Source organism: Mesorhizobium sp. B2-7-3, assembly GCF_006440715.1.
Lineage (GTDB): Bacteria > Pseudomonadota > Alphaproteobacteria > Rhizobiales > Rhizobiaceae > Mesorhizobium > Mesorhizobium australicum.
The window spans coordinates 461,077-476,419 of sequence record NZ_VFTY01000001.1 but is presented as its reverse complement, the minus strand read 5'-3'; the positions used below and the strand labels follow the sequence as shown (position 1 = coordinate 476,419).

Here is a 15,343-nt window from a genome sequence, read left to right as displayed (position 1 = left end):
CTTCCTCTCCCTCCGGAGGGGGGAGAGGTGGCTCGGCGAAGCCGAGACGGAGTGGGGGAAGCCGCTCGTCAATCGCGCAGCCTCCTCGATATCGGTTAATCCTACCGATGCCCGAAATGCCTGGCTGCCACCTCGACATGGGTATGCCCGACATGGGCCACGAAGCGCTCGGTCTCGCCGACATCGTCGGACGCCTCGTTCGGCCACCAAATGCCGCCGACGACGATGCCTTCCGACACCAGCCGCTGGTCGGCGACCAGCGAGGCGCCGACCGCATCGACGAAGGTGAAGCGGCCTGACCGCTGCCGCAGCACGGCCACGTCGCCGGCGGTGCCGATCGTCAGCGTGCCGAGGTCCGGCCGCGCGATCGCCCGCGCCGGCGCCTGCGTCGCGGCACGCAGAACCTCGACCAGCGGCATGCCGAGGGCCATTAGCTTCGACATGCAGACCAGTATGTCGAAGGCCGGCCCGTCGACGCAGTAGAGATGTACGTCGCTCGAGATGACGTCGGGCGCCAGCCCTTCGGCCAGCATGGCGCGGGCGACCTCGAAGTCGAACGAACCCATGCCATGGCCGAGATCGAAGATGACGCCGCGCTCGCGCGCCAGCCGCATGTCGGGCCGCACCGTGCCGGAGGCGAACACCGGCGCATTGGGGAAGGGCCGGAAGCAGTGGGTGAGGATGTCGCCCCGGCGCAGGCGCGGCAGCACTTCGGAGCGGCCGGGCGGCGGCTCGTCTATATGCGCCATCAGCGGCAGGCCGGCCTTGTCGGCGGCCTCCAGCGCCAGGTCGACCGGCGCGATGCCGCTTGTGCCGCCGGCATGCTTGCCGGAGCGAACCTTGACGCCGACGACGATGTCGGCGTGCTCGCGCGCCGCCGCCACCACCTCGCGCGGCTCGCAGAGACGGAGATCGCTGCATTCGCCGACCGACACCGTCTGCGAGAAGCCGAAAATGCCGGCAAAGGAAATGTTGACATAGGCCAGGATGCGCACCTTCGAACGCTCCATGACATGGCGGCGGAAGCCCAGGAAATTGCCCGCGCCCGCGCTGCCGGCGTCGATGAAGGTGGTGGTGCCGCTCTTGGCGGCGAGCCTGTCGGCGTCGACACCGAGCGAAGTGCCGCCCCAATAGACGTGGCTGTGCAGGTCGACCAGGCCGGGCGCGACGATGCACCCCGTGGCGTCGACCACCTGGGCGGCGCTGGTCGCGGGGATGTCGGCGTCGATCGCGGCGACGCGGCCATTGGCGATGGCGACATCGCGCGGCGCATCTATGCCGGCCGCCGGGTCGGTCAGCCGTCCGCCCTTCACGAGGAGGTCGAATTGCATTGTTGGAACCTCCGATTGGCCGCGTTGCCGTCTCAGGCCGGTCTGTAGGCGACGGCCTCGACTTCGATCTTGATGTCGATCATCAGCCGCGATTCGACCGTGGTGCGGGCTGGCGGGTTCTTCGGAAAATGCCTGGCGTAGACAGCGTTGAAGGCGCCGAAGTCGCGCGCGTCCTCGAGCCAGACGGTGGTCTTGACCACGTCGTCCATCGTGCAGCCGGCGAGCGCCAGCGCGGCCTTCACATTGGCGAGCACCTGCTCGGTCTGCTCCGTGATGCCGCCCTTGACCACGATGCCGTCGCCGCCGACCGGAACCTGGCCCGAGACAAATACGAAATCGCCGGCCCGCACGGCGGGCGACAGCGGCACATGGGATGTTCCGAAAGTCTGCTTGGGCAAGGGACGGCTCCTCCGGTGACATGGCCGGACACCGAGGTGGCGCCCGCTTTGCGACGAGGTTTACCGCGATCGCGGCAATCCCGATAGAGGCCCTTGTTGGAAAGCAACATTGTTCGAAATCCGTGTTGCTTTATTACAGATGCGCTTGCATCGTGCGCGTTGCCGGACGGGCTCAACGCCATACGGGCCGGGCGCATTTCCAGAGCGGAGAAACCGACAATGACCTTCGACAAGAACCCGTTCCCTTCCGGCGACGCCGACCGTCACGCGCTGTGGGAGTTGCTGGTGCGGCGCGACATCGACGCCTTCATCGGCCAGGACTGGGCCATGGTCGAGAACGACTTCATCGCCGAAAGCTTCTTCGGCATGCATGCGCACTTCCTGGCCAATGCCGATGCCTGGCGGCTGCAATTCCCGCGGCTGGAGATCTACCGCGACGAGTGGCTGCGCCAGGCCAAGGAAACGGCGGCGACCAAATTCGCCGAGCCGCTGCGCGAGGCGCTGTTTCGCGTCACAAATCTGCGCGACATCGATGTCGATGGCGACCGCGCCGTGCTGCACAAGAAGTTCGACGGCAGCGTCGCCAAGGCGGATGGCAGCGTCGACCGGCTGAAATGGCAGACACTGTATTTCTGCCGAAAGGTCGGCGCGAGCTGGAAGATAGCCGGCTTCGTCGGCTACATGCCTTATCCGCTGGGAAGCTAGTTTCGATTTCCATGAATGGCCATCGACAGTCGCGATGGCCGATCAGCCGCGCAAATTTCCCGAGGCGAGCTACTCAGTACAGCGTGATGAAGGCCGGGAACAGCACGCCTGTCTCCCTGAAATACTCGATCAGCTCGATGGCGGGGAAGATGGCGAGGAAATAGAGCCCGTCGAAAAAGGTGCGCCTCAGCGCCCGGGTCGAGAACCGCAGCTCGTCATTGTCGTGGTAGAGCAGCGGGTTTGGCCAGAACCGGGGCGTCGCCTTGATGTAGGCGCTGTAGGCCGGGCCGAACTTGCCCAGGAGATATTCGGCCTCCCTGCGCGCCGTGACACGGAAGATCAGGAAGCTGGCGACGCCAAGCGCGGCGGCGGCCACCACCGAGCCGTAGAGCAGGCCGATGCCGACCGCGCCGACCGTCGAGAAGAAGTAGAGCGGGTTCTGGCTCATCGAGAATGGTCCCGTCGAGACCAGCTCTTCATTCTTCTTGCCGCCGACATAGAGGATGCTCCACAGCCGGCCGGCGACGCAGCCGAGCACCAGACAGAAGCCGAGGAATTCGAGCGTTTCGTGGCCGTTCGAGCCTTCGCTGAGCGCCGGTTTGGTCAGGAACAAGAGCAGCACCGCCAGCACCGCCGCGACCCGGATGAATATCAGCCGCTTGCGCTGGTCGAAAGCCTGTGAAACCGGCTTGAGGGAAGCGTAGGTCATTTTCGCGTTTTCCTGGGCACTCTGGTGCAGGCCCGGCCACTGGGGCACGCCATTGATGGCGGATACAAGGCGCTCACCCTCTATCAGCGCATCGCGAGGCATTCGTAAAGGCCTTTTGGGCCAGCCACCGCCATCCTTACGCATTTGTATGGCGCCGGACAGGCTGGCGAGAAGTCGCTTGCCTATCATCCGAATGCCGGATCGCTTCCGCCGCCGGCGCAACCATCGGCATCGGGACATCAGCCATGCTCGCACCCCACACACCCCCCGCACCGAGCCAAAACAGGGTGCCGGACGCCACCCTCGATTTCTGGCTGGTCAAGCTGATGGCGGTGACCATGGGCGAGACGGCGGCGGACTATCTCGCCGTCAACCTCGGCCTCGGCTTGACTGTCACCTCGCTGATCATGACCGGCGTGCTGGTCGTCGCCCTCGCTCTGCAGTTCGCGCACAAACGCTACGTGCCGTGGGCCTACTGGCTGGCGGTGGTGCTGATCAGCGTCGTCGGCACGTTGATCACGGACAACCTCGTCGACAATTTCGGCGTGCGCCTGCAGACCACGACGATCGCCTTTTCCGTTGTGCTCGCGGCGACATTCGCGGTCTGGTACGCGAGCGAACGGACGCTTTCGATCCACACCATCTTCACGACCAGGCGCGAGATCTTCTACTGGCTGGCGATTCTCTTCACCTTCTCGCTGGGAACCGCCGCCGGCGATCTGGTCGCCGAAACTTTCGACATTGGCTATCTGACCACGGGCCTGCTGTTCGGCGGCGTCATCGCGCTCATCGCGCTCGCCTGGTATCTCATCCATCTGGATGCCATCCTGGCCTTCTGGCTCGCCTATATACTGACGCGTCCGCTGGGTGCCTCCTTCGGCGATTGGCTGTCGCAGCCAGCCGAATATGGCGGCCTCGGTCTCGGCACCACCTACACCAGCCTGATCTTCCTCGGCTGCATCATTGCGCTCGTTCTCTACATGACGCTCAGGAATAATGCCGATGAGATGGACGACATCCTGCTGGATTCGGAGTGAACCGCGGTCGGACGCCGCAAGGCCTGGCCAGTTGGCGACGATCCTAGGAACGGACCCGAGCCGGTGATAACCTGTCGCCGGTACCGGCAGCCAGGGAACAGCGATGCGGCTACTTCTCGTCGAGGACGACCACAGGACGGCGGACTATATCGTGCGCGGCCTGACCGAGGCCGGCCATGTCTGCGACCTCCTGCGCAATGGTCATGACGGGCTTTTCGCCGCGACCGGCGGCGGCTACGACGTGATCGTCGCCGACCGGATGATCCCGGGCCTCGATGGCCTGTCGATGGTCAAGGCCGTCCGCGCCGCCGGCGTGCGCACGCCGGCGATCTTCCTCACCTCCGTCGGCGGCATCGACGACCGCGTCGAGGGGCTCGAGGCCGGCGGCGACGACTATCTGGTCAAGCCCTTCGCCTTTTCCGAGCTGCTTGCCCGCATCAACGCGCTCGGCCGGCGGCCGGCCGCGCAGGAACAGAAGACCGTTCTGCGGGTCGCCGACCTCGAAATGGACCTGATCATGCGGCGCGTCGTCAGGCAGGGCCAGCCGATCGACCTGCAGCCGAGGGAGTTCAGCCTGCTCGAGGTGCTGATGCGCGGCGAGGGCCGCGTCATCACCCGCACCATGCTGCTGGAGCGGGTCTGGGATTTCCACTTCGACCCCAAGACCAGCGTCGTCGAAACCCATATCAGCCGCTTGCGGACCAAGGTCGACAAGCCGTTCGGTACCCAGCTCATCCACACCATCCGCAACACCGGCTACAGCCTGCACGCGCCGCTCTCCCAGTGATCGCGACCTTCCCATGACCGCGAACTTCCCATGACCGCGACTTTCCGATGACCGTGACCCGGACCCGCCTGCTGCGCAGCACGCCATTCCGGCTTGCCCTGACGTTCGCCTTCCTGTTCATGCTGGCCTTCGTGCTGGCGGGCGCCATCGTCTACCAGATGATGAGCGCCGACCTTGCCGAGCAGCTCGACGACACCATCAGCGAGACCTATGCCGTCATCGCCGCGACCTATGCCGACAAGGATCTCAGGGAGTTGGTGGAGACCGTCGAAAACCACTCCGCGCGCAGCCCTGGGAAGGAGCAGCTCTTTTCGCTGACCGACGCCGCCGGCAACCGTATTGCGGGCAACTTCACCGCGGCGGGGCTTCCCGATGGTTTCTCGATGTTCGGGGCCGAAATGCCGGGCCTGCCGCCGGACACCGAATACCGGGCCTATTCCGGTCCGGTCGGCGCCAACACTTTGACCATCGCCTTCAGCCTCTCCGAGACCGAGGAGCTGGAAACGATCATGCTGATGAGCTTCGGCTGGGCGACGCTGATCATCACCGGCCTGGCCGTCGCCGGCGGCGCCCTGCTCGCCTCGCGCGTCCAGCGCCGTCTCGACGGCATTGCCGCCACGATGGTCGACGTTTCGCATGGCCGCCTCGACACCCGCATCCCGCTGACCGGCAAGGACGATGACATCGACATCGTCTCCAGCCAGGTCAACGCCGCGCTCGACCGCCTGTCGGCGCTGGTCGAGGGCATGAAGCAGGTCAGCGCCGACATCGCGCATGATTTGAAGACGCCGCTCAACCGCCTGCAGATGACCCTGGAGAGCGCCGCCGACAAGGCCGCACGGCGCCAGGACGTCTCCGACGATCTGGCCGACGCGCGCGCCGAGGGCCACCAGATCAACGAGACCTTCGACGCGCTGCTGCGCATCGCTCAGATCGAGGCCGGCGCGCGCAAGGCGCGCTTCACCGACGTCGATCTCGGCGAGATCCTCGGGACCATCGCCGAGATCTACGCCGGCGTGGCCGAGGACGACGGCAAGGTGCTGTCGGCTGCGGAACTGGACAAGACCACGGACCGCATTCATGGCGACCGTGAGCTGTTGACGCAGATGTTCGCCAATCTGGTCGAGAACGCGCTGCGCCATTGCCCTCCCGGCACATCCATCCAACTCTCGGTGACGCGCCGGGACGGCCGCGTGCTTGCCGGCGTCGCCGACAATGGCCCCGGCATTCCCGCCGGCGAGCGCGAAAAAGTGTTCCAGCGTCTCTACCGGCTGGACCACAGCCGCTCGACCCCCGGCAGCGGCCTCGGCCTCAGCCTTGTCAGGGCCATCGCCGAGCTGCACGGCGCGACCATTGCGCTCGAGGACCGCCGGCCGGGCCTGGCCGTGGTGGTGAGTTTTCCCCTGGTGATGGATTAACTTCGGAAGTTAGCGAAAGCCGGCGTCGCGGCCATCTCCCCCGCAAGGGGGGAGATGGCCGTAACGTCACCTGTCGATCCGTGTCGACAAAATAATCGACGACGATGTCCGCTCGACCCCCTCCATGGCGCCGATCTGGTCGAGCAGCGTGTCGAGGTCGCGGATCGATGGCGCGTCGACGATGACGATCATGTCGAAATTGCCGCTGACGGAGTGCAGCGTCCTGGCCGGCGGCAGCGCCTGCAGGCTGCGCACCACCTTGTCGGCGAGCTTCGGCGTGACGGTGAGCAGCACATGCGCCCTGACCAGCCCCTGCTCATAGTCCGGCGCCAGCCGGACGCCATAGCCGGTGATGATGCCGCGCTGCTCCAGCCGCTCGATCCGGCTTTGCACCGTTGTGCGCGACACGCCGAGCCGCCGCGCCAGTTCGGCCGTCGAGGCGCGCGCGTTGGCGCGCAGCAGCGAGAGCAGGGCTTGTTCGGCATCACTGAGCATTTCGACGAAGCCCTTCGGCAGATCGGTAAAAGATAGGGTTCACTTTGCAGAATTCCACGCTTCCTTTCGACAGGCAAGCTGCGATGGTTTTTGGGAAACGCAGATCGCAGGGGAATTTGAACATGAACAAAATCATTATCGTCGGGGCCGGCAAAATCGGCTCGACCATCGCCGAAATGCTTGCCGCGACGGGCGACTATCAGGTCACTCTCCTCGACCGCTCGGCGGCGCAGCTCGCCGCGGCGGAAGTCCCTGTCGGTGTCGAGACGCTGGAACTCGACATCGCGGCGCCCGGTGCGCTGGAAGCCGCGCTCGCCGGCAAGTTCGCGGTGCTGAGCGCCGCCCCCTTCCACCTCACCACGCGCATCGCCGAGGCGGCGGCCAGCGCCGGCGTGCATTATCTCGATCTCACCGAGGACGTCGTCTCGACCAGGCGGGTCAAGGAGCTGGCCCGTACCGCCAAGAGCGCCTTCATCCCGCAATGCGGGCTGGCGCCCGGCTTCATCTCGATCGTCGCCAACGATCTCGCCAGCCGCTTCGACACGCTGGAAAGCGTGCGCATGCGCGTCGGCGCGCTGCCGCAATACCCGTCCAACGCGCTGAACTACAATCTGACCTGGAGCACCGACGGCGTCATCAACGAATATTGCGAGCCTTGCGAGGCGATCGTCGAGGGCGAGCTGGTCGAAGTGCCGCCGCTGGAGGAGCGCGAGGAGTTTTCGCTCGACGGCGTCACCTACGAGGCGTTCAACACCTCCGGTGGACTGGGGACCTTGGCCGAGACGCTGAAGGGCAAGGTACGCACGCTGAACTACCGCACCATCCGCTATCCCGGCCACGCCGCGATCATGAAGGCGCTGCTCAACGACCTTGGGCTGCGCCACCGCCGTGACGTCCTGAAGGATATTTTCGAAAGCGCCCTGCCGGCGACGCTGCAGGACGTGGTCATCGTCTTCGTCACCGTCTCGGGCCGCAGGAACGGCCGCCTGCTGCAGGAGACCTACGCCAACAAGATTTATTCCCGGCGCATCGGCCAGACGGTGCGCAGCGCCATCCAGATCACCACCGCGTCTGGCATCTGCGCCGTGCTCGACATGCTGGCGGACGGATCGCTGCCGGCGACCGGCTTCGTCAAGCAGGAGGAAATCGCGCTCGACGCCTTCCTCGCCAACCGCTTCGGCCGCGCCTATGCCCAGCATGAAATGGTAAGCCGGCTGGCGGGGTGAGCGACGGCGCCTTTCCTCTCCCCCGTCGACCGGGGGAGAGGTGTCGAGCGAAGCTCGACGGAGTGGGGGTCGACCTGGCTCGGGCTTGTTATTTCAAGCCGGGGTGATGCCTCGTCCTGACTGATTGAGGCTTGTGATGAGTTTTCAGCGGCGGTGCGTCTGAGGACCGGCTTCCCCCACTCCGTCGCTGCTTCGCAGCGCCACCTCTCCCCCCTCCGGAGGGAGAGGAAAGGAGCCTGGGGCAATCGAGCAACTCCTCCCCCTTTACGCCTGACGCGGGAGAGGGGGAGCTCTAAATATGCAGCGCGTGGCCCAGCGCCTTGAGCGCGGCTTCCGGAAACCCTTCGCCTTGCGTCGGATGGGCATGGATCGTCCCTGCGATGTCCTCCAGCCTGGCGCCCATTTCCAGCGCCAGCCCAAACACCGCCGACAGTTCCGACACACCCTGACCGACGGCCTGGATGCCGAGCACCAGGTGATTGTCGGCGCGCGCCACGACGCGGACGAACCCGTCTTCGCCGAGCTTGGTCATGGCACGGCCATTGGCGGCGAAGGGGAACAGGCCGATCTTGATCTCGCCGCCTTGCGCCTTGGCCTCTTCGGGCGACAGACCCGCCGTCACCAGCTCGGGATCGGTGAAGCAGACGGCCGGGATCGAGCGCTTGTCCCAGCCGCGCTTGTGGCCGGCGACGATCTCCGCGACCATTTCGCCTTGCGCCATCGCCCGGTGCGCCAGCATCGGCTCCCCGGTGACGTCACCGATGGCGAAGACGCCGCGCATCGAGGTCCGGCACTGGTCGTCGATCCGTATGAACTTTCCGGCCCTGTCGAGATCGATCTGGTCGAGTCCCCAGCCTTCCGTCACCGGCTTGCGGCCGACCGTCACCAGCACCTTGTCCGCGGCGACCTTGGTGCTCTTGCCGTCCGATGTCTCGACCAGCAGGGCATCGCCGTCTGTCGACAGCCCTTTGGCCTTGGCGCCCAGCATCACCTCGACCCCGAGCGCGGAGAGCCGCTTGACGACAGGCCGGGTCAGCTCGGCGTCATACTGCGCCAGCACGCGCGGCAAGGCTTCGACCACGGTGACCCCCGCACCCATCTTGGCGAAGGCCATGCCGAGTTCGAGCCCGATATAGCCGCCACCGACGACAGCGAGTTTCCTGGGAACCTCACTCAGGGCCAGCGCGTCGGTGGACGAGATCACAGGCCCGCCGAAGGGAAGAAAAGACAACTCGACCGGCGCCGAGCCGGTGGCGATCACGATCGTCTCGGCCCGGATCACCTGGCTTCCGGTCTCGGTCTCGACCTCGACGGTCTTGCCATCGCGAAACCTCGCCCAGCCATGCACGGTCTTCACCCCGGCCTTCTTCAGCAGGCCGGCGACACCGCTATTGAGCCGGCTGACGATCCCGTCCTTCCAGGCGATGGTCCTGGCCAGGTCGAGCACCGGTGCGGTGACCGAAATGCCGAGTGGGCTGTTGCCGCCGGCCATGTTCGAAACCTTCTCGAACTCCTCCGCCGCATGGATCAGCGCCTTGGACGGGATGCAGCCGACATTGAGGCAGGTGCCGCCGGGCTTCGCAGCCTCGACGATGACCGTATCGACGCCGAGCTGTCCCGCACGAATGGCGCAGACATAACCGCCCGGACCGGCGCCGATGACGAGCAGCTTGCAGGAGATTTCCTTCATGTTGGCAGCTTCCTTGTCGTGAGAGCCGTCAACGTCCTCCCATCCAACCCAGCGCTGCCCCTCATCCGCCTGCCGGCACCTTCTCCCCGTATAGTGACGGGGAGAAGGGATTGGCCGCGATGTTGGCGCCCTCGTCTGCAACGCTGCCGATTGGCGAAACCATGGATAACGGCGTCTTTCTCCCCGTCACTATACGGGGAGAAATGCCCGGCAGGGCAATGAGGGGCTGCGCGGCGCCCGCCAATGGAAACTCGAGAACGCATCACATCTCCCTCAATCCACGAAAATCAGCGCCGGCGTCTCCAGCAGCGCCTTGATCCGCTGGATGAACACCGCCGCGTCCCAGCCGTCGATGACGCGGTGGTCGAAGCTCGACGACAGGTTCATCATCTTGCGCGGGATGAACTGGGTGCCGTCCCAAACCGGCCGCACCATCATCCTGTTGACGCCGATGATCGCCACTTCCGGGTGGTTGATCACAGGCGTCGTCGCGATCCCACCCATGGCGCCGAGCGAGGTGATGGTGATGGTCGAGCCGGACAGCTCGTCACGTGTCGCCGTGCCTGACTTCGCAGCCTCCGCCAGCCTGCCCACCTCGGTGGCACAGTCCCAGACGTCGCGCGCCTCGGCATGCTTGACGACAGGCACCACCAGGCCCGACGGTGTCTGCGCGGCAATGCCGATATGGATGCCGCCATGCTGGTGGATGATACCAGCCTCGTCGTCGAACAGGGAATTGAGCTGGGGCTGGTCCGCGATCGCCTTGACCATCGCCCGCATCAGGAACGGCAGCAAGGTCAGCTTCGGCCTCTCCGCGCCGCCCTTGGCAACACGCTTTTCCTTGTTGAGCGCGGCGCGCAATTCCTCGAGCGCAGTGACGTCGATCTCCTCGACATAGGTGATGTGCGGGATGCGCGACTTCGACAGCGTCATCTTCTCGGCGATCTTGCGCCGCAGGCCGACCAGTTTGATGTCCTCGACGGTGTCGTCGCGGGCGAGGCCCGGCGCCCTGGCCGATTGCGGCCCGCGCGCCAGGAACGCCTCCAGGTCCTCGTGGCCGATGCGGCCGACCGGACCGGTCCCCGCCACCTGCCTGAGATCGATGCCCGCCTCTTTCGCCCGCAAGCGGACAGCGGGGGAGGCCAACGGCTTTTCGCCTTCCGGACGCGGCGCGCCCGAAGCCGAGGAGCGCGTCACGGTTTTCGGCGCCGACGACGACGATGCGGGTTTCGCCGGTGTCTCGGCGGGTTTTGCCGGCTTGGGCGGCGAAGCGGCTTCGGGCTTCGGGCTCGGCAGCCTGACGGGCGGCTCGGCCCCGGTCGCCGGTTCAGCCTCCTTGCCGGGTTTCACATTGCCGTCGCCCGCCACTTTCAGCCGCACGATCGGTGAACCGATCGCCACCGTGTCGCCGATCTCGGCGCCCAGCCACAGGATTTCGCCATCGACGGGCGACGGGATTTCGACCGTCGCCTTGTCGGTCATCACGGCGGCGAGCACCGTGTCCTCGCGCACGATGTCGCCGATCTTCACATGCCATTCGACGAGCTCGGCCTCGGCGACACCCTCGCCGACATCGGGCAGCTTGATGATGTGTTCGCCCATCTCAGGCCTCCCCCACTCTAGGCTTCCAATGTTTCAAGCAAAGCGCGGCCGACACGCGCGGGACCGGGAAAATACTCCCACTCCTGCGCATGCGGATAGGGCGTGTCCCAGCCGGCGACGCGGGCGACCGGCGCCTCCAGGTGATAGAAGCAGTTTTCCTGCACCAGCGCCGAAAGCTCGGCGCCGAAGCCCGAGGTCAGCGTCGCCTCGTGCACGACGACGCAGCGCCCGGTCTTCTTGACCGAAGCCACGATCGTATCGAGATCGAGCGGCAGCAGCGTCCTCAGATCGATAATCTCGGCGTCGATTCCGGTCTCCTCGGCGGCCGCTTGCGCGACATAGACCATGGTGCCGTAGGCCAGCACCGTGACCGCCCCGCCCGCCCTGCGGATGGCGGCCTTGCCGAGCGGCACCGTGTAATGGCCGTCGGCGACCTCGCCGAGCTCATGCTTCGACCATGGCGTCACCGGCCGGTCGTGGTGGCCGTCGAACGGGCCGTTGTAGAGCCGCTTCGGCTCAAGGAAGATCACCGGATCGGGGTCCTCGATCGCCGCGATCAAAAGCCCCTTGGCATCATGGGGGTTGGATGGAACCACCGTCTTCAGGCCCGACACATGGGTGAACAAGGCTTCCGGGCTCTGGCTGTGCGTCTGGCCGCCGAAAATGCCGCCGCCGGTCGGCATGCGGACAACGATCGGGCAGGTGAAATCGCCGTTCGAGCGGTAGCGCAGCCTTGCGGCTTCCTGCGTCAGCTGGTCGTATGCGGGATACATGTAGTCGGCAAACTGAATTTCCACGCAGGGCTTCAGACCATAGGCGGCCATGCCGATTGCAGAGCCGACAATGCCGGATTCGTTGATCGGCGCGTCGAAGCAGCGGCTCTTGCCATATTTGGCCTGCAGCCCGTGCGTGACGCGAAAAACGCCGCCGAAGAAGCCGACGTCCTCGCCGAACACGACGACCTTGTCGTCGCGCTCCATCGACACGTCCATGGCGTCGCGGATGGCCTCGATCATGGTCCGTCTTGGCATGGCTCAGACTCCCGCCTGCTGGCGCTGGCGCCTGAGATGCGGCGGCATCTCGGCGAACACACCTTCGAACATCTCGCGTGTCGACGGCTTGCCGCCGGCATGCAGCGTGCCGTGGCTTTCCGCTTCCTTCTGCGCCGCGATCACCGTGTCGAGGATTTCGGCCTCGGCCTGCGCATGCCGTTCGTCCGACCAGACACCGAGCTTGATGAGATGGTTCTTCAGCCGCACGACCGGGTCACCGAGCGGCCAGGCGTCGGACTCGGTCTTCGGCCGGTAGGCGGAGGGATCGTCCGAGCTCGAATGGGCGCCGGCGCGGTAGGTGACATATTCGACCAGCGTCGGCCCGAGATTCTCCCGCGCCCTTGTCGCCGCCCATTTGGCCACCGCGTGCACGGCCAGATAGTCATTGCCGTCGACGCGCAGCGACGGGATGCCGAAGCCGAGCCCCCGGGCCGCGAATGTGCCCGAGCCGCCGCGCGCGATGCCCTGAAAAGTCGAGATCGCCCACTGGTTGTTGACGACATTGAGCACCACCGGCGCCTTGTAGGTAGAGGCGAACACCAGCGCCGAATGGAAATCGGATTCCGCCGTCGAGCCGTCGCCGATCCAGGCCGCGGCGATCCTGGAATCGTTGGAGATCGCCGACGCCATCGCCCAGCCGACCGCCTGGATATACTGCGTGGCCAGATTGCCCGAGATCGAGAAAAAGCCGTGCTCCTTCGACGAATACATGATCGGCAGCTGCCGGCCCTTCAGCGGATCGGCCTCGTTGGAATAGATCTGGTTCATCATCGTGACCATCGGATAGCCGTCGGCGATCAGCAGGCCGGCCTGGCGATAGGTCGGGAAATTCATGTCGCCGGGGCTGAGCGCCTTGCGGAAGGCGCAGCTCACCGCTTCCTCGCCGAGATGCTGCATGTAGAAGGAGGTCTTGCCCTGGCGCTGCGCCATCTGCATGCGCGCATCGAAGGTGCGCAGCGTCATCATGTTGCGCAGGCCTTCCAGCAATTCCTCGCTGGAAAGCAGCCCGGCCCACGGCCCGACGGCCTCGCCATTGCGGTTCAGCACCCGGATGATCGAAAAGGCCATGTCGCGGATGGTGCGCGGATCGACGTCGATATCGGGGCGTGGCACGGAGCCGGCCTCGGCGATGGTCACATTGGAGAAATCAGGCGTCCCGCCCGGCCGCACTTCCGGCTCCGGAACGTGAAACCGCAACATCCCAGCATCGGCCATGACCTCGAGTCCTCCAATGTTGCCTGGCAGGGATATTTGCATATCCGCGCCGCCAGTGCGAATGCGTCAGGGTGTCGGTTCCGGCCGCGCCGGCCGCTCCGGCCTCCCCCACTCAAGATGAAGATATGTCCGCGAAATTTCTTGTCGATGTTGGGCGGCCGCGCGCAATTTGGCGCATGGTTGTGCCGTGTTTGTCGCCAGATAAAGTGATTGGCTGGCGAGACTTGGTTCCACGCCTCCTTTTGTGCCTCCGCAGGCAGGGGAAATTGGGGTTCGCCAACCTTGGCGCCCTTCCTCTCCCCCGTCGATCGGGGGAGAGGTGGCGAGCGCAGCTCGACGGAGTGGGGGCGACCTGGCTCGGGCGTTATCTCAAGCCGGGACGACGCCTCGCCCTGAATGAGGCGCTGTGATGAGTGCCAGTGCCTGCGGATTTGAGGACCGGCTTCCCCCACTCCGTCCCGGCTTCGCCGGGCCACCTCTCCCCCCTCCGGAGGGAGAGGAATGGGCCAAGGTTGGCGATCCGAGCTGGAAGCCGTTCACTCCATCCCAGCATCATGCTAACCACCCTCCATGGCACAGAAGAAAGCTTTCGAGGTCGACGGTTGGCTGGCGCGGCCTGATCCGCGCATCTCGATCGTCCTGCTTTATGGCCCCGATCGCGGCCTTGTCTCCGAGCGGGCGAAGGCCTTTGCCGGAAAGACCGGCCTGCCGCTCGACGACCCGTTCTCGGTGGTCAGGCTCGAGGGTTCGGAGGTCGATCGCGACGAGGGCCGCCTGCTCGACGAGGCCCGCACCGTGCCGATGTTTTCCGACCGGCGGCTGCTCTGGGTGCGCAATGCCAGCGGCCAGAAAGCACTGGCCGACGACGTCAAGGCACTGACGGCGGAGCCGGTGCGCGACGCCATCATTCTCATTGAGGCCGGCGATCTGAAGAAAGGCGTCGGGCTGCGCGCCGTGGTCGAGGGCGCGGACAATGCCATGGCGCTGCCTTGCTACGCCGATGAGGCCCGTGACATCGACACGGTCATCGACGACGAACTGCGCAAGGCCGGCATGGCGATGACACTGGAGGCGCGGCAGGCGCTGCGCCGCAATCTCGGTGGCGATCGGCTGGCCTCGCGCGGCGAGATCGAAAAACTCGTCCTCTACGCCCACGGCCTGAAGGAGATCGGGCTGGAAGAGGTGAGAGCCATGTCCGGCGACGTGTCTGGCGCCTCTTACGACGATGCCGTCGACGCGCTGCTCGAAGGCAAGGTCGGCGACTTCGACACCGCTTTCACGCGCCACTGCCAGGGCGGCGGGCAGCCCTTCCAGGTGCTGTCCTCGGCGATGCGGCAGCTACAGCAGATCCAGGCCATGCGCGGCCAGATGGAGACGGGCGGCCGCAACGCCGCTTCCGTCGTTGCCGCCGCGCGGCCGCCGGTCTTTTTCTCCAGGCGCAAGCTGGTGGAGAAGACCCTGGAGCGCTGGAACAGCGAAGCGCTCGGCCGCGCGCTGACCCGGTTGCATCAGGCCGTGCTGCAGACGCGGCGGCGCCCCGACCTGTCCGTCGCGCTCGCAAGGCAGGCGCTGCTCGGCATCGCGGTTGAAAGCGCGAGGCTGGGACAGCGGTAGAGAAATTGGCCAATCTCCCCCCTTGTGGGATTCGGACCCTCCGTGCCAGCTGAGTTCCGCCGGC

General features: G+C 65.8%; 14 protein-coding genes. 6 read left to right on the top strand and 8 right to left on the bottom strand.

The window, feature by feature from the left end:
- Positions 1-101 precede the first annotated feature (101 nt).
- Positions 102-1,331, bottom strand: coding sequence for an amidohydrolase/deacetylase family metallohydrolase (locus FJW04_RS02400; RefSeq protein ID WP_140712141.1), 1,230 nt, complete (start codon positions 1,329-1,331; stop codon positions 102-104).
- Positions 1,332-1,363: 32 nt separating this feature from the next.
- Complete coding sequence (locus FJW04_RS02395) at positions 1,364-1,729, bottom strand: RidA family protein (protein ID WP_140618195.1); 366 nt, start codon at positions 1,727-1,729, stop codon at positions 1,364-1,366.
- A 219-nt stretch (positions 1,730-1,948) separates the two neighbouring features.
- On the opposite strand from FJW04_RS02395, the gene FJW04_RS02390 reads away from it, so the two are divergent.
- On the top strand, positions 1,949-2,434 hold the full coding sequence (locus FJW04_RS02390; RefSeq protein ID WP_140712139.1) for a hypothetical protein: 486 nt from the start codon (positions 1,949-1,951) through the stop codon (positions 2,432-2,434).
- 73 nt (positions 2,435-2,507) lie between these two features.
- On the opposite strand, the gene FJW04_RS02385 is transcribed toward FJW04_RS02390, so the two are convergent.
- Complete coding sequence (locus FJW04_RS02385) at positions 2,508-3,143, bottom strand: isoprenylcysteine carboxylmethyltransferase family protein (RefSeq protein ID WP_140712137.1); 636 nt, start codon at positions 3,141-3,143, stop codon at positions 2,508-2,510.
- Between the two features lie 245 nt (positions 3,144-3,388).
- Between FJW04_RS02385 and FJW04_RS02380 the strand changes: the two genes are divergently transcribed.
- The 3 genes from FJW04_RS02380 to FJW04_RS02370 all read left to right on the top strand — a co-directional run bounded on the left by FJW04_RS02380 (position 3,389) and on the right by FJW04_RS02370 (position 6,385).
- Positions 3,389-4,180 carry a hypothetical protein gene (locus FJW04_RS02380; RefSeq protein WP_140712135.1) on the top strand — a complete coding sequence of 264 codons (792 nt, stop codon included), beginning with the start codon at positions 3,389-3,391 and terminating at the stop codon, positions 4,178-4,180.
- Positions 4,181-4,283: 103 nt separating this feature from the next.
- Positions 4,284-4,967, top strand: coding sequence for a winged helix-turn-helix domain-containing protein (locus FJW04_RS02375; RefSeq protein WP_140660379.1), 684 nt, complete (start codon positions 4,284-4,286; stop codon positions 4,965-4,967).
- A gap of 47 nt (positions 4,968-5,014) precedes the next feature.
- The gene (locus FJW04_RS02370) at positions 5,015-6,385 is read left to right on the top strand and encodes an ATP-binding protein (RefSeq protein ID WP_140712133.1); all 1,371 of its coding nucleotides are present in this window, start codon (positions 5,015-5,017) and stop codon (positions 6,383-6,385) included.
- 66 nt (positions 6,386-6,451) lie between these two features.
- On the opposite strand, the gene FJW04_RS02365 is transcribed toward FJW04_RS02370, so the two are convergent.
- A complete protein-coding gene (locus FJW04_RS02365; protein ID WP_140712131.1) occupies positions 6,452-6,880 on the bottom strand; it encodes an Lrp/AsnC family transcriptional regulator in 429 nt (142 codons plus the stop codon).
- Between the two features lie 44 nt (positions 6,881-6,924).
- On the opposite strand from FJW04_RS02365, the gene FJW04_RS02360 reads away from it, so the two are divergent.
- Entirely contained in the window at positions 6,925-8,106 is a 1,182-nt protein-coding gene (locus FJW04_RS02360) for a saccharopine dehydrogenase family protein (RefSeq protein ID WP_348641949.1), read from the top strand.
- Positions 8,107-8,398: 292 nt separating this feature from the next.
- Here FJW04_RS02360 and lpdA read toward each other — a convergent pair whose 3' ends face one another.
- The 4 genes from lpdA to FJW04_RS02330 form a co-directional block, all read right to left on the bottom strand.
- Positions 8,399-9,796 carry a dihydrolipoyl dehydrogenase gene (gene lpdA, locus FJW04_RS02350; protein ID WP_140712127.1) on the bottom strand — a complete coding sequence of 466 codons (1,398 nt, stop codon included), beginning with the start codon at positions 9,794-9,796 and terminating at the stop codon, positions 8,399-8,401.
- A 273-nt stretch (positions 9,797-10,069) separates the two neighbouring features.
- On the bottom strand, positions 10,070-11,398 hold the full coding sequence (locus FJW04_RS02340) for a dihydrolipoamide acetyltransferase family protein (RefSeq protein ID WP_140712125.1): 1,329 nt from the start codon (positions 11,396-11,398) through the stop codon (positions 10,070-10,072).
- Positions 11,399-11,415: 17 nt separating this feature from the next.
- On the bottom strand, positions 11,416-12,429 hold the full coding sequence (locus FJW04_RS02335) for an alpha-ketoacid dehydrogenase subunit beta (RefSeq protein ID WP_140660373.1): 1,014 nt from the start codon (positions 12,427-12,429) through the stop codon (positions 11,416-11,418).
- 3 nt (positions 12,430-12,432) lie between these two features.
- The gene (locus tag FJW04_RS02330) at positions 12,433-13,665 is read right to left on the bottom strand and encodes a 3-methyl-2-oxobutanoate dehydrogenase (2-methylpropanoyl-transferring) subunit alpha (protein WP_140712123.1); all 1,233 of its coding nucleotides are present in this window, start codon (positions 13,663-13,665) and stop codon (positions 12,433-12,435) included.
- Positions 13,666-14,235: 570 nt separating this feature from the next.
- Here FJW04_RS02330 and holA point away from each other — a divergent pair.
- Positions 14,236-15,279: a DNA polymerase III subunit delta gene (holA, locus tag FJW04_RS02325; protein ID WP_140712121.1), complete on the top strand. Its 1,044-nt coding sequence runs from the start codon at positions 14,236-14,238 to the stop codon at positions 15,277-15,279.
- The last annotated feature ends 64 nt before the right edge of the window (positions 15,280-15,343 follow it).

Bases quoted from the DNA above. Each gene is read 5' to 3' on its own strand.
- FJW04_RS02400 (WP_140712141.1), bottom strand. From the start codon at position 1,331: ATGCAATTCGACCTCCTCGTGAAGGGCGGACGGCTGACCGACCCGGCG.
- FJW04_RS02390 (WP_140712139.1), top strand. From the start codon at position 1,949: ATGACCTTCGACAAGAACCCGTTCCCTTCCGGCGACGCCGACCGTCAC.
- FJW04_RS02385 (WP_140712137.1), bottom strand. From the start codon at position 3,143: ATGACCTACGCTTCCCTCAAGCCGGTTTCACAGGCTTTCGACCAGCGC.
- FJW04_RS02380 (WP_140712135.1), top strand. From the start codon at position 3,389: ATGCTCGCACCCCACACACCCCCCGCACCGAGCCAAAACAGGGTGCCG.
- FJW04_RS02375 (WP_140660379.1), top strand. From the start codon at position 4,284: ATGCGGCTACTTCTCGTCGAGGACGACCACAGGACGGCGGACTATATC.
- FJW04_RS02370 (WP_140712133.1), top strand. From the start codon at position 5,015: ATGACCGTGACCCGGACCCGCCTGCTGCGCAGCACGCCATTCCGGCTT.
- FJW04_RS02365 (WP_140712131.1), bottom strand. From the start codon at position 6,880: ATGCTCAGTGATGCCGAACAAGCCCTGCTCTCGCTGCTGCGCGCCAAC.
- lpdA (WP_140712127.1), bottom strand. From the start codon at position 9,796: ATGAAGGAAATCTCCTGCAAGCTGCTCGTCATCGGCGCCGGTCCGGGC.
- FJW04_RS02340 (WP_140712125.1), bottom strand. From the start codon at position 11,398: ATGGGCGAACACATCATCAAGCTGCCCGATGTCGGCGAGGGTGTCGCC.
- FJW04_RS02335 (WP_140660373.1), bottom strand. From the start codon at position 12,429: ATGCCAAGACGGACCATGATCGAGGCCATCCGCGACGCCATGGACGTG.
- FJW04_RS02330 (WP_140712123.1), bottom strand. From the start codon at position 13,665: ATGGCCGATGCTGGGATGTTGCGGTTTCACGTTCCGGAGCCGGAAGTG.
- holA (WP_140712121.1), top strand. From the start codon at position 14,236: ATGGCACAGAAGAAAGCTTTCGAGGTCGACGGTTGGCTGGCGCGGCCT.